This window comes from Bradyrhizobium sacchari (assembly GCF_002068095.1).
GTDB classification, from domain to species: domain Bacteria; phylum Pseudomonadota; class Alphaproteobacteria; order Rhizobiales; family Xanthobacteraceae; genus Bradyrhizobium; species Bradyrhizobium sacchari.
Map to the genome: position 1 here is coordinate 244323 of NZ_LWIG01000010.1, position 17790 is coordinate 262112.

A 17790-nucleotide genomic window follows, 5' to 3' on the forward strand; every position below is an offset into this window, starting at 1 on the left:
CAAGCTAGCATGCCGGGCCTGCACCAACACGCAAAAACCGGCAGCCGATACAATCTTCATTACCATTTTGTATCGACCGATTGCGGTTGCAAATCGATCCGAATTCGCAATCGCAGCATGAGACAGCTTTATTGATCTTCGAATGATTCCAAATAGTTTGCGCCGGAGGAACGCTCAGGTTGAGAACGAACAATGACAACGCTTTACGAACCTCGTTACGAGCATTGGGAAGAAGCGCGCGGCGCCGAGATCATCGCCGAACATGCCGGGCAGGAAGGCGCGACGCTGGTCATCCTGCACGCGCTTCAGGAGGCGTTCGGCTACGTGCCGGAAGCCGCGATTCCCATGGTTGCGCGGGCGCTCAACCTGTCGCGCGCCGAAGTGCACGGCGTGTTCACCTTCTACCATGATTTCCGCCACAAACCGGCCGGCCGCCACGTGCTGAAGCTGTGCCGCGCCGAAGCCTGCCAGGCTGCCGGCGGCGATGCGCTGGCTGCGCGCGCCGAGACGAAGCTCGGTGTGTTGCTCGGCAACACGACGGCCGATGATCGCGTTACGCTGGAGCCGATCTACTGCCTCGGCCTGTGCGCGACCGCGCCGTCCGCGATGCTCGACGGCCGCCTCATCGGCCGGCTGGACGAGAAGCGCCTCGATGCCCTCGTCGCGGAGGCCCAGCGATGAGCATACGTCTTTTCGTCTCCCGCGATGCGGGCGCGGTCGCCGTCGGCGCCGACGAGGTTGCGCTGGCGCTGGAACGGGCTGCGGCCAAGCGCGGCGTTACGATCGAGATCGTCAGGACCGGCTCGCGCGGCATGTATTGGCTGGAGCCGCTGGTCGAGGTCGCGACGCCGCAAGGCCGGATCGCCTTCGGCCCCGTCACCGCGGCCGACGTGTCCTCTCTGCTCGACGCGCTCGCGCGCAACACGCCGCATCTGTTGCGGCTCGGTGCGACCGACGAGATCCCNCCGCCTCACCTTCGCCCGCTGCGGCGTGATCGATCCGCGCTCGCTCGACGACTACCGCGCCCATGGCGGCTACAAGGGTTTCGAGCGCGCATTGTCGCTCGGCCCCGATGCGATCCTGAACGAAGTCACCGCATCCGGTCTGCGCGGCCGCGGCGGCGCCGGCTTCCCGACCGGGATCAAGTGGAAGACGGTGGCGCAAGCCAAGGCCGACCGCAAGTTCATCGTCTGCAATGCCGACGAAGGCGACAGCGGCACCTTTGCCGACCGCATGATCATGGAAGGCGATCCCTTCCTGGTGATCGAGGGCATGACGACGGCCGGCATCACCGTCGGCGCGACCAAGGGTTACATCTACATCCGCAGCGAATATCCGCACGCGGTCGAGGCCATGAACGCCGCGATCGTGGCTGCGAAGCGCGGCGGCTATCTCGGCGACAAGATCGGCGGCTCGACCTATAGCTTCGATCTCGAAGTGCGGGTCGGCGCCGGGGCCTATGTCTGCGGCGAGGAGACCTCGCTGCTGGAGAGCCTGGAAGGCCGCCGCGGCATCGTGCGCGCCAAGCCGCCGCTGCCGGCGCACCATGGTTTGTTTGGCAAGCCGACCGTCATCAACAACGTGCTGTCGTTCGCGGCGATCCCCTTCATCCTTGCCGAGGGCGCCAAGGCCTATGCCGATTTCGGCATGGGCCGCTCGCGCGGCACGATGCCGATCCAGCTCGCCGGCAACATCCGCTACGGCGGGCTGTTCGAGACCGCATTCGGCGTGACGCTGGGCGAGCTCGTCGACGACATCGGCGGCGGCACCTTCACGGGCCGCCCGTTGCGCGCCGTGCAGGTCGGTGGGCCGCTCGGCGCCTACTTCCCGCGCGCGCTATTCGACACCCCGTTCGACTACGAGGCCTTTGCCGCGCGCGACGGCCTGATCGGACATGGCGGCATCGTCGTGTTCGACGACAGCGTCGACATGCGCAGGCAGGCGCGCTTCGCCATGGAGTTCTGCGCCGTCGAATCCTGCGGCAAGTGCACGCCGTGCCGGATCGGCTCGACCCGCGGCGTCGAGACCATCGAGAAGATCATCAACGGCGAGCGCGTCCACGAAAACCTCGCGCTGGTCGAAGACCTCTGCAACACCATGAAATTCGGCTCGCTCTGCGCGCTCGGCGGCTTCACGCCCTACCCCGTGCTCAGCGCGTTGCAGCACTTCAGGGAGGATTTCGCCCCCATCCCGACCAGGCTTCAGGCCGCGGAATAGGAGAACGACAATGTCTCTGATCGAAGAAATCGACTACGGCACGCCGCGCTCCAAATCGACGACGATGGTGACGCTGACCATCGACGGCAACCAGGTCACCGTGCCCGAGGGCACCTCGATCATGCGCGCGGCGATGGACGCCGGCCACCAGATCCCGAAGCTGTGCGCGACCGACATGGTCGACGCGTTCGGCTCCTGCCGGCTCTGCCTCGTCGAGATCGAGGGCCGCGCCGGCACGCCGGCCTCGTGCACCACGCCGGTCATGAACGGCCTCGTCGTGCACACCCAGACCGAGCGGCTGAAGAAGCTGCGCAAGGGCGTGATGGAGCTCTACATCTCCGACCATCCGCTCGACTGCCTCACCTGCGGCGCCAACGGCGATTGCGAATTGCAGGACATGGCCGGCGCCGTGGGCTTGCGCGACGTGCGCTATGGCTATGAGGGCGAGAACCACGTCTACGCCAAGAGCCATGGCTGCGACAACGACCACTGGATGCCGAAGGACGAGTCCAACCCGTACTTCACCTACGATCCCTCCAAGTGCATCGTCTGCTCGCGCTGCGTCCGCGCCTGCGAGGAGGTGCAAGGCACCTTCGCGCTGACCATCTCCGGCCGCGGCTTCGACAGCCGCGTCTCGCCGGGCATGAGCGAAAGCTTCCTCGGTTCCGAATGCGTCTCCTGCGGCGCCTGCGTGCAGGCCTGCCCGACGGCGACGCTGACGGAAAAATCCGTGATCGAGATCGGCCAGCCCGAGCATTCCGTGGTCACCACCTGCGCCTATTGCGGCGTCGGCTGTGCCTTCAAGGCCGAGATGCGCGGCGAGGAAGTCGTGCGCATGGTGCCGTACAAGGACGGTAAGGCCAACCGCGGCCATTCCTGCGTCAAGGGCCGTTTCGCCTGGGGCTATACCAACCACAAGGAACGCATTCTCAAGCCCATGATCCGCGAACGGATCGAGGATCCCTGGCGCGAAGTGCCCTGGGACGAGGCGTTCTCCTTTGCCGCCGCCAAGATGCGCGGTATCCAGAAGAAGTACGGCCGCGACGCCATCGGCGGCATCACCTCGTCCCGTTGCACCAACGAAGAGACCTATCTGGTGCAGAAGCTGATCCGCGCCGGCTTCGGCAACAACAATGTCGATACCTGCGCCCGCGTCTGCCACTCGCCGACCGGCTATGGCCTCGCCACCACCTTCGGCACCTCCGCCGGCACGCAGGATTTCGACTCGGTCGAGGACACCGACGTCGTCGTCGTGATCGGCGCCAACCCGGCATCCGCCCATCCGGTGTTCGCCTCGCGTTTGAAGAAGCGGCTGCGCCAGGGCGCCAAGCTGATCGTGATCGATCCGCGCCGCACCGAGATGGTGGAATCGCCGCACGTGAAGGCGCTGCATCTGCCGCTGATGCCCGGCACCAATGTCGCGGTGATGACCGCGCTGGCGCATGTCATCGTCACCGAGGGCCTCGTCAACGAAGCCTTCGTACGTGAGCGCTGCGACTGGGCCGAGTTCGAGGAATGGGCTGCGTTCGTCGCCCGGCCGAACAACAGTCCGGAAGCCACCGCCATCCTCACCGGCGTCAATCCGAAGGATCTGCGCGAAGCGGCCCGCACCTACGCCACCGGCGGCAACGGCGCGATCTATTACGGCCTCGGCGTCACCGAGCACAGCCAGGGCTCGACCACCGTGATCGCGATCGCCAACCTTGCGATGGCGACCGGCAATATCGGCCGCCCCGGCGTCGGCGTGAACCCGCTGCGCGGCCAGAACAACGTTCAGGGCTCCTGCGACATGGGCTCGTTTCCGCACGAGCTGCCCGGCTACCGCCACATCTCGGGCGATGCCGTGCGCGACCAGTTCGAAGCGCTGTGGAACGTCAAGCTCAACCCCGAGCCAGGCCTGCGCATTCCCAACATGTTCGATGCCGCGGTCGAAGGCACGTTCATGGGCATCTATGTGCAGGGCGAGGACATCCTCCAGTCCGATCCCAACACCAGCCACGTGGTGGCGGCGCTGTCGGCGATGGAATGCGTCATCGTCCACGACCTCTTCCTGAACGAGACCGCGAACTACGCCCACGTCTTCCTGCCCGGCTCGAGCTTCCTCGAGAAGGACGGCACCTTTACCAACGCCGAGCGCCGCATCCAGCGCGTGCGCAAGGTGATGACGCCGAAGAACGGCCTTGCCGACTGGGAGGTCACCATCGGCCTCGCCAAGGCGATGGGCTTCGAGATGACGTACAGCCACCCGTCCGAGATCATGGACGAGATCGCGGCGCTGACCCCGACCTTTGCCGGCGTCTCCTACGCCAGGCTGGACGAGCTCGGCTCGGTGCAGTGGCCCTGCAACGAGAAGGCGCCCGAGGGCACGCCGGTGATGCATATCGACGGCTTCGTCCGCGGCAAGGGCAAGTTCGTCGTGACCGAATATGTCGCAACCGACGAGCGCACCGGCCCGCGCTATCCGCTGCTGCTCACCACCGGCCGCATCCTCAGCCAATACAATGTTGGGGCGCAGACCCGGCGCACCGACAACGTGGTCTGGCATGCCGAGGATCGCCTCGAGATCCACCCGCACGATGCCGAGCAGCGCGGCGTGCGCGACGGCGACTGGGTGCGGCTGAAGAGCCGCGCCGGCGAGACCACACTGCGCGCGGAGATCACCGACCGCGTCGCGCCTGGTGTGGTCTACACCACCTTCCACCACCCGGACACGCAGGCCAACGTCATCACCACCGACTATTCGGACTGGGCGACCAACTGCCCCGAATACAAGGTCACGGCGGTTGAGGTCTCGCCCTCGAACGGCCCGTCCGACTGGCAGAAGGCCTATGACGCGCAGGCGCGGCAATCCCGCCGCATCATCCCCGCCGAAGCCGCGGAGTAACGGCATGCACGTGCCCGTCCAGGCCATCGACCGCGAGATCTGGCGCGACGGCATCGCGTCAGAGGGGACCCGGCTGATCCCCGAGGAGACGCCGCTGGCGCTGACCTATAATGGCGGCACCTATGCCGTCATGATGGGAACGCCGCAGAACCTCGAGGATTTTGCCGTCGGGTTCAGCCTGGACGAGGGCGTCATCAAGTCGGTCGACGACATCAAGTCGCTCGACGTGGTTCGCCTCGACGACGGCATCGAGCTCAGGATGTGGCTGGCAGCGGAAGATGCGGCGCTCATCAGCGAGCGCCGCCGCCACGTCGCAGGCCCAACCGGCTGCGGCATCTGCGGCATCGAATCCATTGCCGAGGCCGTGCGGCCCGCGGCTGTCGTGCCGCACGGGCAGACCTTCACGCCCGAGCAGATCATGTTGGCGATGCAGGCCATCGCGCCGCTGCAATCGATCAATCTGCAGACCCGCGCCGTGCACGCCGCTGCGTTCTGGTCTCCTAGCAGCAACATCGTCGCACTGCGCGAGGATGTCGGTCGCCACAATGCGCTGGACAAGCTCGCCGGCGCCCTGGCGCGCAGCCGCACCGATGCAAGCGGCGGCATGGTGCTGCTGACGAGCCGCGTCTCGGTCGAGATGGTGCAGAAGACCGCCGCAATCGGCGCGCCGGTGATGGTCGCGGTCTCCGCGCCGACCGCGCTCGCGGTGCGCACGGCGGAAGCCGCGGGCATCACGCTGATCGCGATTGCCCGCCAGGACGGATTTGAAGTGTTTTCGCATGGTGGCCGGATCGCCGCCCGCCATGCCACGGAGGTTGCCGATGTCGCCTGACCGCCTGATCTACATGGCCAACCAGATCGGCAAGTTCTTCAGCAGCCAAGGCCATGACAAGGCCGTGCCGGGGATAGCCGAGCACATCAAGAAGTTCTGGGATCCCCGGATGAAGCGCGCGATCTTCGCCCATCTCGATGCCGGCGGCGCGGGCCTGGAGCCGAACGTACGCGAGGCCATCACCTCGCTGAAGCAGACGACGCCCCTCCCAGTAGCGCCCTGAACACGCGCCGCACCTCGCCCTGGGTTTCCTTCACCCGCGCTTCCAGCGACGAGAAGTCCGGCGCATCGCCGGCGCGCGCCATGACGCGCAACAGATCGGTGCCGGCGGTTTCCGGCTTGAAGCGGTCGCTGACGCAGAGCCGCAGGATCTGCGTCAAATCGTGATAGAGCCGCGCCGCCGCACGCAGGATCTCGGTCTCCGATTGTCCGAGCACACCGAGCCTGCAGGCGTTGTCCAGCACCTGCATCGTGCTGACGTCGAGGATCTCCGGCTTGTCGTGGGCGTGCACGAGCTGGAGATATTGCGCGATGAAGTCGATGTCGATCATGCCGCCGGCGGCGTATTTGAGATCCCAATAATCGGTCTCGCCCTTCTCCTGGCCGATCGCGCGCCGCATGTCGGCGACGTCATTGGCGATGACCGCACCATCGCGGCGGCGGGTCAGGACATCGCGAATGACGCGCTCGATGCGTTCCCTGAATTCAGGGGAAGCCGACACCACGCGTGCGCGCGTCAGCGCCATGTGCTCCCAGGTCCAGGCCTCGTTGGCCTGATAGTCAGCGAAGGAGGCAAGGCTCGACGCCACCGGCCCGGCACGCCCCGAGGGGCGCAGCCGCATGTCGATCTCGTACAGCACGCCGTAATTGGTGCGCGTCGTGAAGGCACTGATCAGGCGCTGGGTGAAGCGGGCGAAATAATGCGCGCCCTGCAGCGATTTCGGCCCATCCGAGTCAGGGTTCTCGCCATCGAAATCGTAGAGCAGGATCAGGTCGAGATCGGACGAGGCCGTCATCTCGCGGCTGCCGAGCCGGCCCATCGCGATGATCGCGGTCTCCTGCCCCTTGATCCGGCCGTGCTGGGCGGCAAAGCGATCGGCGACGAGGCCATGAACGGTGTGGACGATGCCTTCGGCAACATCGGCAAAGGCCGTGCTCGCCTGCTGCGCCGAGACGGTGCCGGAGAGGATGCGCGTGCCGATCAGGAACAGGCTCTCCTGCCCGAACAGGCGCAGGCGATCGAGGAACTCCTCGTAGGAGGCGGCGTCCTGCACGGTGGTCGCGAGCCGTCCCGACAATTCCTGCCGGTCCGGCATCGCGCCGAAGAAGCGCGGATCGATCAGGCCGTCCATGAGCTGCGGCTGCCGCGCCAGCATCTCCCCGAGCCGGGGCGCGGCGCCCAGCACCAGCGCCACCAGCGCGACGAGGTCGCGGTTCTGGCCGAGCAGCGTGATCAGCCGGCCACCGCGCTGCAGCGCCCCGAGGAACTGATCGAACGCCACGACGGCGCGGTCCGGCTCCTCGGCATGCGCCAGACCGTCGATCAGGGCCGGCACGAACTCGATGAAGGCGCTGCGCGTCGCCTCATTGCGGAACACGCGATAGTCGCCGGTGATCCAGTCGCGCACGGTTTGCGCGACGGCGGCGGGCTTCTTGAAGCCGAGCGTCGTCAGGTGCTGGAGCAGGCGTGGGTCGTCGGGCCCCGCACTGTAGTCCAGAGCCGGCAGCTTGGCCGTGCCGGTCGGGTCATCGCCCTCGAACAGTTTTTCGTAATGGCCCTGCACGATCTCGAGCTGCCGCAGCAGGTCGCGCGCGAAGGCTTCGCGATCGGGATAGCCGAAGAAGCGGGCAAAGCGCTCGACGGCGTCCTTGTCGTCGGGCAGCGCATGGGTCTGCTCGTCCGCGACCATCTGGAGGCGATGCTCGACCCGGCGCAGGAATTCATACGCCGCGGTCAGCTCGTCCCGCGCATCAATCGTGATCCAGTTGCTGCTGGCGAGCACGTCGAGCGCCGTCAGCGTCGGCCGCACGCGCAATTCCGGATGGCGGCCGCCGGCGATCAGCTGCTGGGTCTGCGCGAAGAACTCGATCTCGCGAATGCCGCCGCGGCCGACCTTGACGTTGTGGCCCTCGACCGCGACCTCACTCTGGCCGCGATAGGTCTGCATCTGCCGCTTCATGTCGTGGACATCGGCGAGCGCGGCAAAATCGAGGTGCTTGCGCCAGACGAACGGCGCGATCTCGGCGAGCAGCGCCTCGCCCGCCCGGGCATCGCCGGCACAGGCGCGTGCCTTGATCATCGCGGCGCGCTCCCAGGTGCGTCCTTCCCGCTCGTAGTAATGCAGCGCGGCGTCGCGCGAGATCGCCACTTGCGTCGACGACGGATCAGGGCGCAAGCGCAGATCGACGCGGAAGACGTAGCCGTCATAGGTGCGCTGTTGCAGGATGCGCGCCATGCCCTGGGTCACACGGACAAAGAACGGCTGCGGCTCGATATCGGGCGCGAGCGTCGTCGCATCGGGATCGAAGAACACGATGAGATCGATGTCGCTGGAATAGTTCAGCTCCCCCGCCCCCATCTTGCCCATCGCGAGCACGATCAGGCCGCAGCCTTCTTCCGGTACCTCCGGATTGGGCGGCAGGATCCTTCCACGTGCGGCTTCCTGCCGCAGCTGATACTGCAGCGCCGCCTGCACCGAGGAGACCGCGACGTCGGTGAGTGCCGCCGTCACCCGCATCACCGGCCAGACGCCGCCGATGTCGCACAGCGCAGTCAGCAGGGCCGCCTCCGCCTTCATGCGGCGAAGCAGCCGCATCACCTCGGCCTCGTCGGATGCCGCGAACGCCGCGCCCCTTGCCTCCGCGATCAGTGCGGCCAGATGCGCGTCCGGATCGCATTCGAGCAGCCGGATCAGGCGCAGCGCATCGGCGCGCACCAGATCGAACAGATAGGGCGAGAATTCCGCTATGCCGGCCAGGACATTCCGGGCCAGGGGATGAATCAGCAACGCTCCAAGGCGGGCCGATTGTGTCGGCTCGAGCTCGGCCAGCCAGCTGTCAAGACGGCGTTCGTCGGTTGCGGAAACGACAATATGGGGAGCCTCTGCGAAGCGCGCGGCCAGGCTCTCACCATGCTTGTCCGCGTTTCCCGGCGCGGAGTGGTTCATGCCACCTTCTGTGGCACATCCGGTATTGGCAGAGCAACCCTGTCGCCCGTGCGCGCCGGCAGCACCAGCGTGGCGACGAGCCCCGGATGGGCATCGCCCAGCCGCAATTCTCCGCTGTGCAGTGTCGCAACAGCCGAGGCGAGGCTGAGGCCGAGGCCGGAGCCCGGCAGCGTGCGGCTCGCCTCCAGTCGCACGAATCGCTCGACGGCGTGCTTGCGGTCGGCTTCGGGAATGCCGGGGCCACGATCGGTGACGCTGAGCAGCACTTGGTCGCCCTCGCGCCTGGCCTCGATGGTGATCTGCCGCGCGTCCATGCTGACCACGGTTCCACCGGCCTGTGTGACCGGCTTGCCGTATTTGATGGCGTTCTCGACCAGGTTGGCGAGCGCCTGGCTGATCAGCTCGCGGTTGCCGTGAACCGGCGCCGGCTCGGCCTTGACCTTCAGGGTCATGCCATCGTCCTCGGCAAGCGGCTCGTAGAGCTCGTGGATGCCACCTGCGACCTCGGCGGCGTCGAAATCATCCATGTTGCCGCGCGCCTGTCCGGACTCGGCCCGCGCGATCATCAGCAATGCGTTGAAGGTGCGGATCAGCCCGTCGGATTCCTCGATGGTCCGCTCCAGCGCGGCGCGGTAATCGGCCTCGCAGCCCGATTTCGCCAGCGCCTCCTCGGCGCGGTTGCGCAGGCGCGTCAGCGGGGTCTTGAGATCGTGGGCGATGTTGTCGGAGACTTCCTTCAGCCCGGCCATCAGCGCCTCGATCCGCTCCAGCATGGCGTTGAGGTTTTCCGCGAGGCGGTCGAGCTCGTCGCCGCTACGCCCCACGGGCAGGCGCTCGCTGAGATCGCCGGTCATGATGCGCTGCGCGGTGCCGGTCATCGCGTCGATGCGCCTCAACACCCTGCGCGCGACGAAGATGCCGCCGCCGAGGCCGAGCACGACGACAATGAGGACCGACCATTGCGCCGCCTTGGCGACGATGCCGAACAGGCGCCGCCGCTCGGCGAGGTCTCGGCCGATCAGAAGCCGGAAGCCGTTCTCGAGTTCGGTGACGCGCACCAATGCACGATGATCGCGGTCATCGGCATCCTCGAGCCGCCGGTAGGCGGTCTCGGACCAGCCGCGCGTCGCCATCACGCCCGGCGCGAGTGAGCCGACATTGCCGGCAACCGCCTGCCCGGTCGGCGTGGTGACGAGGTAGAGGTTGGCACCCGGCCGGAGCGCGCGATATTCGATCGCGCGCACGAGGCCGACCAGGCCGCGGCGGCTGTAGATCTCGTTGATCTCCGAGGTTTCGGCATTCACCGTCTGCGTGATTTCTTCGGTGATCAGCCGCCGCGTGTTCCAGGCGAAATAGCCGAGCAGCGAGGTCGCGAACATCGCGAACAGCAGCAGATAGACCAGCGTGAGCCGGAACGCCGTGGTGCGGATGAGTTTACCGAATGCCGTCACGGATCATGTATCCAATTTCAGCGCCGCGTCTGCTATCGCCGAGCATCGTCACTCTTTGTATCCTGCTTTGTTTACAGTAACTTAGCTTAATCAACTATCGTCTGTCTTTGCCAAAGATCGCCGAACGCCAGCCGGTCTTGGTAAAAAAGTGGTAAGGCGGCACATCCGCCTCTTTGAAGTATCCGTGACGGTCCCACATCCGACCGGTTCCTTGCGGAACAACTGACCATGACGGGCAAAGCATCCGTGCCGGTAAGTGGTAAGCTAAAGGGGACGTTAAAGTGGCGCTCAATTCGAACCAAGTTAAATCCCTGCAAGCTGGCGTTCATGCGGACGCCGGCGGGCTCTACCTGGTCGTGCGCGGAAGCGGTGATCGGGTGTGGGCCTTCCGTTTCACCGACCCCGAGGGCAAATGGGCGCAGATAGAGTTCGCCAGGGCCGGCGCTCCCATGAGATCGACGACGTTCGTCGCCGCCCGCTTGGACTTGGGCGTGATCGGCTTGCCGACGCTCCGCCGAGCAGCGCGGTGATGGATTGCGAATCGCCGCGATAGGGCACGTGCACGACCTCGCCGCTGGCGGTTGCGTTTCAACAGCTCTCCCGCCAGATGATGCGTGCTGCCGAAGCCGGCCGATACGAAGCTGAGCGCGACCGGCTTCTCCTTCGCGATAGTGATGAGATCGCCGAGCGATTGCCTTGTCGGAATGGCTTGGTAACTCTCGACGAAGAGCAACTCGTGTTGCGTTCTTGGAGTTGTCGGGGGTGTGAGTCACTGGAGCGCTACCGCCTTTCCCCACACCAGCCTAACCTACGATATCTCATCCAATCCTTTGCCTGAGGCAGTTTGTGAGTGCCTCAACCGGACTCATGCCGCGAGCTGTTCGGGAAGCCGCGCGCTCCGCGCGACATTGCGGGTGCCGATCGAGCAGCTGATTAAGAGACAGCTGCTGGCTGAGAAAAATCAATGATTTGCAAGTCGCGCCACCGGGCTCATCCGACCGAAAGTGGGCATTCGTCGCGCGATCATAGTCATCGCGCCCTCTACCGGCGCGCCTTGCAAATGGACAGACCCTGGCCAGCCGGCAGATGTCAGATTTCGTTGTTTGTCAGTGCTCGGGAAATGCTTCGAAGGCGTTCAGAACTTTCTCATTGAAGAGAGCCAGATTGGAGAGAAGTCCGGGAACTTGTTCGAGCGGGATCGCCCTCTGCTCGATCGCCCTATTGAAAACACGCAGCAACCTTGCAAGACCATAACTGAGAAACGCGCGCCGTGTTTTCCCTGAATTCGGAACGTCCAGCGCATTGCCTTCAATGACGATCTGATTCCCGGCGCGCGGATCCATCTCGAGCACGAATGTTCTGCAGGCGAACGCGAACTCAATCTCCTGAACGGTTAGGATCACACGCCTCAAGGTTCGCTACCTCCATCAATTTCAACCACCAACACCACATTCGCTGAACAGGCCGTGCGGGCAAATGCTGTGATACCATCCCTGGCGTAAGCAGTTTCTGCTGAAGGCAGCCCACAACTCTCTGCTGTCGCAGTTTCTGCCGTGGATCGCGTTGGCGGCGGCAGATCATGCCGTGATTTCATGAAGAGGGCCGATTGTCCTTGGCGGACCCGGGCGAGAGCCGCTATATTTGGTGGGCCGTCTCACGACAAGATAGGTAAATCGCCCGAGTTCAACGAGCAGACCCAATCATCGGAGCAAGATCGTGTACCGCCCACCTGAAATGCAGGCACGGTTTCCACGGGCCGATGCAGGCCTGCGGATGATGCAGCTGCCAGATCTGCGGATCAACTACACGCCAATCGATCCCGACTTTCTCGACCGCCCGGTTATCTCCGTCTGCATTGAGACCCGGCAGAACGATGACGAATTGCCGATGCACGCGCATCAAAAGGGGCAATTGGTCGTAGCCTCCCGCGGTTCGGTCATGTGCCGGGCGCCGGACGGTCTCTGGATCGTTCCGCCGCAGGGGGCGGTCTGGATCCCAGGAGGCGTCCAGCACAGCAATTGCGTCTCATCCTTCGGCAAGATCTACTGCGTCTTCATCGACCCCCGCGCAATGAAGCTGCCGTCCGAATGCTGCACGTTCACGATCTCGCCCCTTGTGCGTGAGCTGATCGACAGACTTGCCTCGTTCCCTCCACTATATCCTGTGGGCGGGCCGACGAGCCGGCTGGCCCAGGTTCTGCTCGACGAACTGGTTCAGATGGACTCCGAGCAGATGTATCTGCCGATTTCACGCGACATCCGCCTGCAGCAACTCGCCGCGGCTCTCCTGCGCGACCCCGGTGACCGCAGCACGCTCGACGAATGGGCGGAGCGATACGCCATGAGCGAAAGGACTCTGGCGCGTCTCATTCAGAAGCAGACAGGATTGACGTTTGGCCGCTGGCGCCAGCGTCTGCATATTCTGGTCGCACTGCAACGACTTTCGGCTGGAATATCGGTTCAGACTGTTTCACAAGATCTCGGCTATGAGACGCCAAGCGCCTTCATCACGATGTTCAAGAAGGCGCTGGGCAAGAGTCCCCGCCGGTATCTGGCCGATCGAAAGATCAGCGGTATCTCGGCGACGAACTGACGACAGGGAAGTCGCTCTCACAGCCCCAGATAGGCGCGCCGCACCTCCTTGTTGGTGAGCAGAGCGGCACCCGTGCCTTCAAGCACAACATGTCCGTTCTCCAACACGTAGCCGCGATCGCCGATCGAAAGCGAGTCCGCGACGTTCTGCTCGACCAGCAGGATGGTGGTCTTCTTGGCGTGCAGCATTTTGACGATATCGAACATTGCCCGGGTCAGCGATGGCGAAAGCCCGATAGACGGTTCGTCGAACATGATGAGTTCGGGTTCGGCCATGATGGCGCGTCCGATCGCCAGCATCTGCTGCTCGCCGCCCGATAGTGTGCCCGCGGCCTGCAGCCGCCTTTCCAGGAGTCGCGGGAAGAGCCCATAAACCTGCTGTATGTTGCCCGATCTGCGGGCTCTTGCCCGCTTGAGCGAGCCACCGATCAGCAGATTCTCCTCGACCGATAAATTACGAAACAGCTCGCGGCCTTCGGGTACCTGCGCGATACCTAGTTCGCAGATCTCCCACGGTGGAAAACCCGCAATATCAACGCCGCGCCAACGTATTTCGCCATCGAGGGGCCGGACGACGCCGGCGATCGACCGAATGAGCGAAGTCTTGCCGGCGCCGTTTGCGCCGACGACGCTCAGCAGCTCCTCCGGATAGATGCTGATCGATACGCTGTCGAGAGCCGTGGATCCACCATAACCCACTGTAAGAGACTGTACCGTGAGAAGCGGCTCGTTAGGCACGGAACGCCTCCCCGAGATACCCGGCGACGACCTCAGGATGGCTGACGATGTATCGTGGGGTACCCTCGGCGATCTTCGCGCCATGATGGAGAACGATAACATGCTCGGCGGCTTCCATCACGATGCGCATGACGTGCTCGACGAGCAGGATCGACAATCCCCTCTCGGCCAGACGCCTGAGCACCGCGACCACGGCCGCGGCCTCAGGAGGCCGCAGCCCGGCCATCACTTCGTCGAGCAGAAGCAGGCGTGGCCGCGTCGATAGCGCCTTGGCAGTCTCGAGCATCTTGCGGTCGGGGAGCGTCAGCCTGCTGATGCCGGCTTCGGCCTTTGGTCCGAGCCCCACCATATCAAGCGCTTCGCGCGCTGCGTCCCTCGCCTCACTGACTTTTCGGGTCCAGCTGAACGCACCGATCATGACATTCTCGAGAACGGTCATGTCGCGCATGGGCCGGACGACCTGGAAGGTACGGCCGATGCCGAGCCGGCATATGTCCTCTGCCGGAAAGCCGGAGATGATCTCGCCGCCGAACCTGATCGACCCTTGCGTCGGCGGGAGGGCGCCGGCAATGAGATTGAAGCATGTCGTCTTGCCGGCGCCGTTCGGTCCGACCAGCGCGGTGATGCCTTCGCCTTTCAGGCGGAAGCTCACATTGTCGACGGCAAGCAATCCGCCAAACCGGCGCGAGACGCCGTCGAGCTCGAGAAGATCAGTCACTTCTTGACCTGCTCCATCTGAAGGTTGCCGAACCAGGAAAGTCTGGTGATGGATTTTGCCGAATTGACAATCGCCGGCCATATCCCATCCGGCAGCAGCCAGACGGCGGCAATCAGGGCGAGCCCGTAGCCGACGTTGTTGAGACCCGGAATCCCAAACTTGTTGCCGATCGCGCTCGCGAGATGATCCAGCGGCAGCGTGATGAGAGTCCCGATCAGCGGTCCGAACGCCGTTCCGAGCCCGCCGACGATGGGACCGACCAGGATGTCGACCGAGATGCCCATGCCCATGATCGAATCCGGAAACACCGAGCCTTGAACCAGCGCGAGCAGTCCCCCGCCGATCGCGGCCCAGGCACCGGAGAACGAGACGACGAGGATCTTGTGCAGGAACGTCCGCACACCGAGCGCGCGCGAGGCGTCCTCGTCGTCGCGCATCGCGCGCCACACATAGCCGAGGAAGGATAGGCGAATGAGAGCCGTGGCGCTGACGCCGAGCAGAACTGCGGCAAGCGAAACGAAATAGTAGAAGCGCGCATCGCCGCGCAGCATCCAGAACGAATTCGGCCCGGATTGCGCCGGGAAGAACAAGCCTTGCATGCCTCCGACGAATTCCCAGCCGCTGAACACGACGCGGGAAAACTCGGCCGCGGCGATCGTCAGCAGCGCGAAATAGATGCCGCGGACCTCAAAGCGAAAGCTCAACCAGGCCAGCGTCGCGCCGATAGTGGCTGCCAGCGCCATGCCGACGACCAATCCGAACCACGGGCTCAGACCGTAGCGGATGTTGAGGACCGCGACCGAGTAGGCGCCGATGCCGACGAACAGCGCGTGACCAATCGAGAGCTGACCGCCGAGCCCCAGCATGATACTCCACGACTGACCGATGAAGGTGAACAGAAACACGATCGTCAGCAGCGAGATCAGATAGGGGTTCAACACGCCGCCGAGCATCGCCAGGACGGCGAAGGCGGCCAGGCAGCCGAGAACTGCGCCACGATCCGGCAAAGCATCACGTTTCTTTTGCACCGAAGAACCCTCTTGGACGTACGATCAGGACAATCATCAGCAGGCCATAAGACAAGGCGGACTTCAGCGAGGGGGCAAACAACAGCGCTGCAAACGCTTCCGTGAGACCGATGGTCAGCCCGCCAACGAGAGCTCCCACGAAGCTTCCGAGACCGCCGACGATGACCGTGACGAACGCTAGCAGCGTGAAATCGACGGCGAGGAACGGCTGGGCATCGAACAAGGGCGATATCAGTGCACCAGCACCCCCCGCGCAGGCCGCGCCGATGCCAAACGTCGTGGCGTAGATCTTCGGGATCGGCAGCCCGACCATCAGGCCGCCCAGCCGGTTGTCGGCGGCGGCACGGATGAACCGACCGAATGTCGAGTATTTGAGGAACCCCGCCAGCGCCAGGATCATCACTGCCGCAACCGTTGCGGCCTGCAGCCTGGCAAGGTCTAGCCGGATCGGCCCAACGGCGATGGTCTCGAAGGACAGATGCGAGACCGAGGGGCGCGGGTCGGGCCCGAACGCGATCAGTTGCGCTCCGCTGAGGACCAGCGAGATGCCGATGAACAAAATGAACTGGATATGGTGCGGCCGCGTGACGAACCGCTTCACCACCAACGTCTCGAGCCCGTAGCCGAACACGAACAGCAGAGCGCCGGCGCCGACAGCCGCGACGATCGTCGGGATCCCCCACCAGGCTCCGGCGCAATAGCCGACATAGAGGCCGAACACGACCATCGCACCGTGCGCAAAATTAACGATCCGGATGACGCCGAAGATGATCGTCAGCCCCAGCGCGATGATTCCGTAAACGAGACCCATGAGAATCCCGCTTGCAAGGACATTGCCCCACAATGTCAGCATCTAGCGCTTCTCGAACGGCACGAGAGGATACCGCGCCTTGTACTCGGCTATTGCATCGGGCCCGACTACGTGCGGTTTCGATTCCTTTGCCTGCAGCACGGTCACTGCTGCCCCGGTGTTCTGCCCAGTGGCATCGAACTTGATCGGACCGCTGTACATGAGGATGGGCTTCAGGTCCGTCGCCTTCAGCGCGGCGCAGATCTCGGACGAGACTGCCGATCTGGCGCGCACAACCGCGTCGGCCACGATCTGGACCGCTTCGAACGCGCATCCCGAATTGGCATCCAACCATTCGTTGGCATAGGTCGACTGGAACCGATCCACGATCGTCCGCGCATCTTCGCCCTTCGGATTGTACCAGAGGTTCGAGGACATCGCGCCATCAGCATACTTTCCGAGCGCGTCGTAGAATGCCTTGTCCGGCACGCCATTGCCGTTCGGCGAGAAGATCAGCTTCGGATTCCAGGCCTGTTTGATGCACTCCCGGATGATCATGATAGCGTCGTTGACGCGGGTGACCGACACCAGGGCATCGGCGCCGGATGCCTTCGCTTTCGCCACCTCGACCGAGAGGTCGCGAGCCTTCTCGTCATAGGGAATATATTCGAGAAGCTTGACCGGCAGGTCGAGTTCCTTCCAGGCCGCATCGAGGCTGGTCGCCGTGGACGTTCCCATCGTGTTGCTCAGATGCAGGACGACGGCGCCCTTTGGAGGATCGTTCACGCTCGTGACCAGCGCTTTCATTTCGGCGAGCGACTGGCGGACGATCGTGGCGGCGGGCGGATAGAAGCGAAACACCTGCGTGAAGCCCTGCGAGGTGACCTGGTTGGCGCTCGCGATGTGCACGACCATGGGTATCTTTGCCGCTTCCGCGGCCTGCAGGGCCGAGATGGTCGCGCCGGAGTCCCACGCACCGATCAGGACGTTGCATCCTTGCTGGATCAAAGAGTCGGCTGCGATCCTGCCGTTCTCCGGCTTGCTCTGCGTGTCCGCGTGGACGACGGTCATATCGACGCCATAACGCTCCCTGGCAAATTTGGCGCCGAGATCGATGCCACGCACGCAAGACTGGCCGGGGAACGCAAGTATGCCGCTACTCGGCATGATCGCACCGACCTTGACGGGCGGCGGTGCTGCGGCGCGAACCCAGGGCGCCATCGTCGCGGCCGCGAGCCCGACAGCACCTTTCATCGCCACACGTCGGTTGATCAGTGGTCCCTTGAGGCTGGTCATCGAGGTCTCCGTCTATGAGAGAAGCAATGCGTGCAGGGTGTCAGGTCGCCTTTTCCGTGCCGGCGGGATCAAGACTGG

Annotated in this window: 14 protein-coding genes and 2 pseudogenes; 8 read left to right on the top strand and 8 right to left on the bottom strand. The window is 64.4% G+C overall.

The features are described 5' to 3' along the window. Nucleotides 1-192 precede the first annotated feature (192 nt). The 6 genes and pseudogenes from A5906_RS14735 to A5906_RS14755 all read left to right on the top strand — a co-directional run bounded on the left by A5906_RS14735 (nt 193) and on the right by A5906_RS14755 (nt 6156). Complete coding sequence (locus A5906_RS14735) at nt 193-681, top strand: formate dehydrogenase subunit gamma (RefSeq protein ID WP_080135953.1); 489 nt, start codon at nt 193-195, stop codon at nt 679-681. Then, nucleotides 678-964: pseudogene (locus A5906_RS44430) on the top strand (formate dehydrogenase); the annotation flags it as partial. The gene A5906_RS14735 and the pseudogene A5906_RS44430, both read left to right, overlap by 4 nt. A 1-nt stretch (nt 965) precedes the next feature. Then, nucleotides 966-2217, top strand: a pseudogene (locus A5906_RS14740) (complex I 51 kDa subunit family protein); the annotation flags it as partial. A gap of 10 nt (nt 2218-2227) precedes the next feature. Then, the gene (fdhF, locus tag A5906_RS14745; protein WP_080135955.1) at nt 2228-5101 is read left to right on the top strand and encodes a formate dehydrogenase subunit alpha; all 2874 of its coding nucleotides are present in this window, start codon (nt 2228-2230) and stop codon (nt 5099-5101) included. A gap of 4 nt (nt 5102-5105) precedes the next feature. Next, nucleotides 5106-5933 carry a formate dehydrogenase accessory sulfurtransferase FdhD gene (gene fdhD / locus A5906_RS14750; protein ID WP_080135958.1) on the top strand — a complete coding sequence of 276 codons (828 nt, stop codon included), beginning with the start codon at nt 5106-5108 and terminating at the stop codon, nt 5931-5933. Then, entirely contained in the window at nt 5923-6156 is a 234-nt protein-coding gene (locus A5906_RS14755; RefSeq protein ID WP_080135961.1) for a formate dehydrogenase subunit delta, read from the top strand. The genes fdhD and A5906_RS14755 overlap by 11 nt, the downstream gene beginning before the upstream one ends. Here the strand turns inward: A5906_RS14755 and A5906_RS14760 are convergent. Both A5906_RS14760 and A5906_RS14765 read right to left on the bottom strand, forming a co-directional pair. After that, complete coding sequence (locus tag A5906_RS14760; RefSeq protein WP_080135963.1) at nt 6113-9100, bottom strand: bifunctional [glutamine synthetase] adenylyltransferase/[glutamine synthetase]-adenylyl-L-tyrosine phosphorylase; 2988 nt, start codon at nt 9098-9100, stop codon at nt 6113-6115. The two genes, A5906_RS14755 and A5906_RS14760, sit on opposite strands and share 44 nt — an antisense overlap. Then, nucleotides 9097-10551 carry a sensor histidine kinase gene (locus tag A5906_RS14765; RefSeq protein ID WP_080135965.1) on the bottom strand — a complete coding sequence of 485 codons (1455 nt, stop codon included), beginning with the start codon at nt 10549-10551 and terminating at the stop codon, nt 9097-9099. Before A5906_RS14765 ends, A5906_RS14760 begins: the two co-directional genes overlap by 4 nt. A gap of 281 nt (nt 10552-10832) precedes the next feature. Between A5906_RS14765 and A5906_RS43025 the strand changes: the two genes are divergently transcribed. Further along, the gene (locus tag A5906_RS43025) at nt 10833-11081 is read left to right on the top strand and encodes a DUF4102 domain-containing protein (RefSeq protein ID WP_167523640.1); all 249 of its coding nucleotides are present in this window, start codon (nt 10833-10835) and stop codon (nt 11079-11081) included. Between the two features lie 576 nt (nt 11082-11657). Here A5906_RS43025 and A5906_RS14775 read toward each other — a convergent pair. Then, the gene (locus A5906_RS14775; RefSeq protein ID WP_136615238.1) at nt 11658-11963 is read right to left on the bottom strand and encodes a hypothetical protein; all 306 of its coding nucleotides are present in this window, start codon (nt 11961-11963) and stop codon (nt 11658-11660) included. 364 nt (nt 11964-12327) lie between these two features. Here A5906_RS14775 and A5906_RS14780 point away from each other — a divergent pair, with 364 nt between their 5' ends. Continuing rightward, entirely contained in the window at nt 12328-13143 is an 816-nt protein-coding gene (locus A5906_RS14780; RefSeq protein WP_080136142.1) for an AraC family transcriptional regulator, read from the top strand. Between the two features lie 17 nt (nt 13144-13160). Here the strand turns inward: A5906_RS14780 and A5906_RS14785 are convergent, their stop codons facing one another. Genes A5906_RS14785 through A5906_RS14805 form a run of 5 tightly spaced genes read right to left on the bottom strand, consistent with a single transcriptional unit; the run spans nt 13161 to nt 17712 of the window. Next, nucleotides 13161-13880, bottom strand: coding sequence for an ABC transporter ATP-binding protein (locus tag A5906_RS14785; protein WP_080135970.1), 720 nt, complete (start codon nt 13878-13880; stop codon nt 13161-13163). Beyond that, the gene (locus tag A5906_RS14790) at nt 13873-14598 is read right to left on the bottom strand and encodes an ABC transporter ATP-binding protein (RefSeq protein WP_080135973.1); all 726 of its coding nucleotides are present in this window, start codon (nt 14596-14598) and stop codon (nt 13873-13875) included. The genes A5906_RS14785 and A5906_RS14790 overlap by 8 nt, the downstream gene beginning before the upstream one ends. Next, a complete protein-coding gene (locus A5906_RS14795) occupies nt 14595-15626 on the bottom strand; it encodes a branched-chain amino acid ABC transporter permease (RefSeq protein ID WP_245326738.1) in 1032 nt (343 codons plus the stop codon). The genes A5906_RS14790 and A5906_RS14795 overlap by 4 nt, the downstream gene beginning before the upstream one ends. Beyond that, nucleotides 15610-16479 (bottom strand): branched-chain amino acid ABC transporter permease, encoded by an 870-nt coding sequence (locus A5906_RS14800; protein WP_080135975.1) that lies wholly within the window; start codon nt 16477-16479, stop codon nt 15610-15612. Before A5906_RS14800 ends, A5906_RS14795 begins: the two co-directional genes overlap by 17 nt. Then, complete coding sequence (locus A5906_RS14805; RefSeq protein WP_080135977.1) at nt 16480-17712, bottom strand: ABC transporter substrate-binding protein; 1233 nt, start codon at nt 17710-17712, stop codon at nt 16480-16482. It lies immediately after the preceding gene. Nucleotides 17713-17790 lie beyond the last annotated feature (78 nt).

Bases quoted from the DNA above. Each gene is read 5' to 3' on its own strand.
- A5906_RS14755 (WP_080135961.1), top strand. From the start codon at position 5,923: ATGTCGCCTGACCGCCTGATCTACATGGCCAACCAGATCGGCAAGTTC.
- A5906_RS14800 (WP_080135975.1), bottom strand. From the start codon at position 16,479: ATGCTGACATTGTGGGGCAATGTCCTTGCAAGCGGGATTCTCATGGGT.
- A5906_RS14805 (WP_080135977.1), bottom strand. From the start codon at position 17,712: ATGACCAGCCTCAAGGGACCACTGATCAACCGACGTGTGGCGATGAAA.
- A5906_RS14760 (WP_080135963.1), bottom strand. From the start codon at position 9,100: ATGAACCACTCCGCGCCGGGAAACGCGGACAAGCATGGTGAGAGCCTG.
- fdhF (WP_080135955.1), top strand. From the start codon at position 2,228: ATGTCTCTGATCGAAGAAATCGACTACGGCACGCCGCGCTCCAAATCG.
- A5906_RS14735 (WP_080135953.1), top strand. From the start codon at position 193: ATGACAACGCTTTACGAACCTCGTTACGAGCATTGGGAAGAAGCGCGC.
- A5906_RS14780 (WP_080136142.1), top strand. From the start codon at position 12,328: ATGCAGCTGCCAGATCTGCGGATCAACTACACGCCAATCGATCCCGAC.
- fdhD (WP_080135958.1), top strand. From the start codon at position 5,106: ATGCACGTGCCCGTCCAGGCCATCGACCGCGAGATCTGGCGCGACGGC.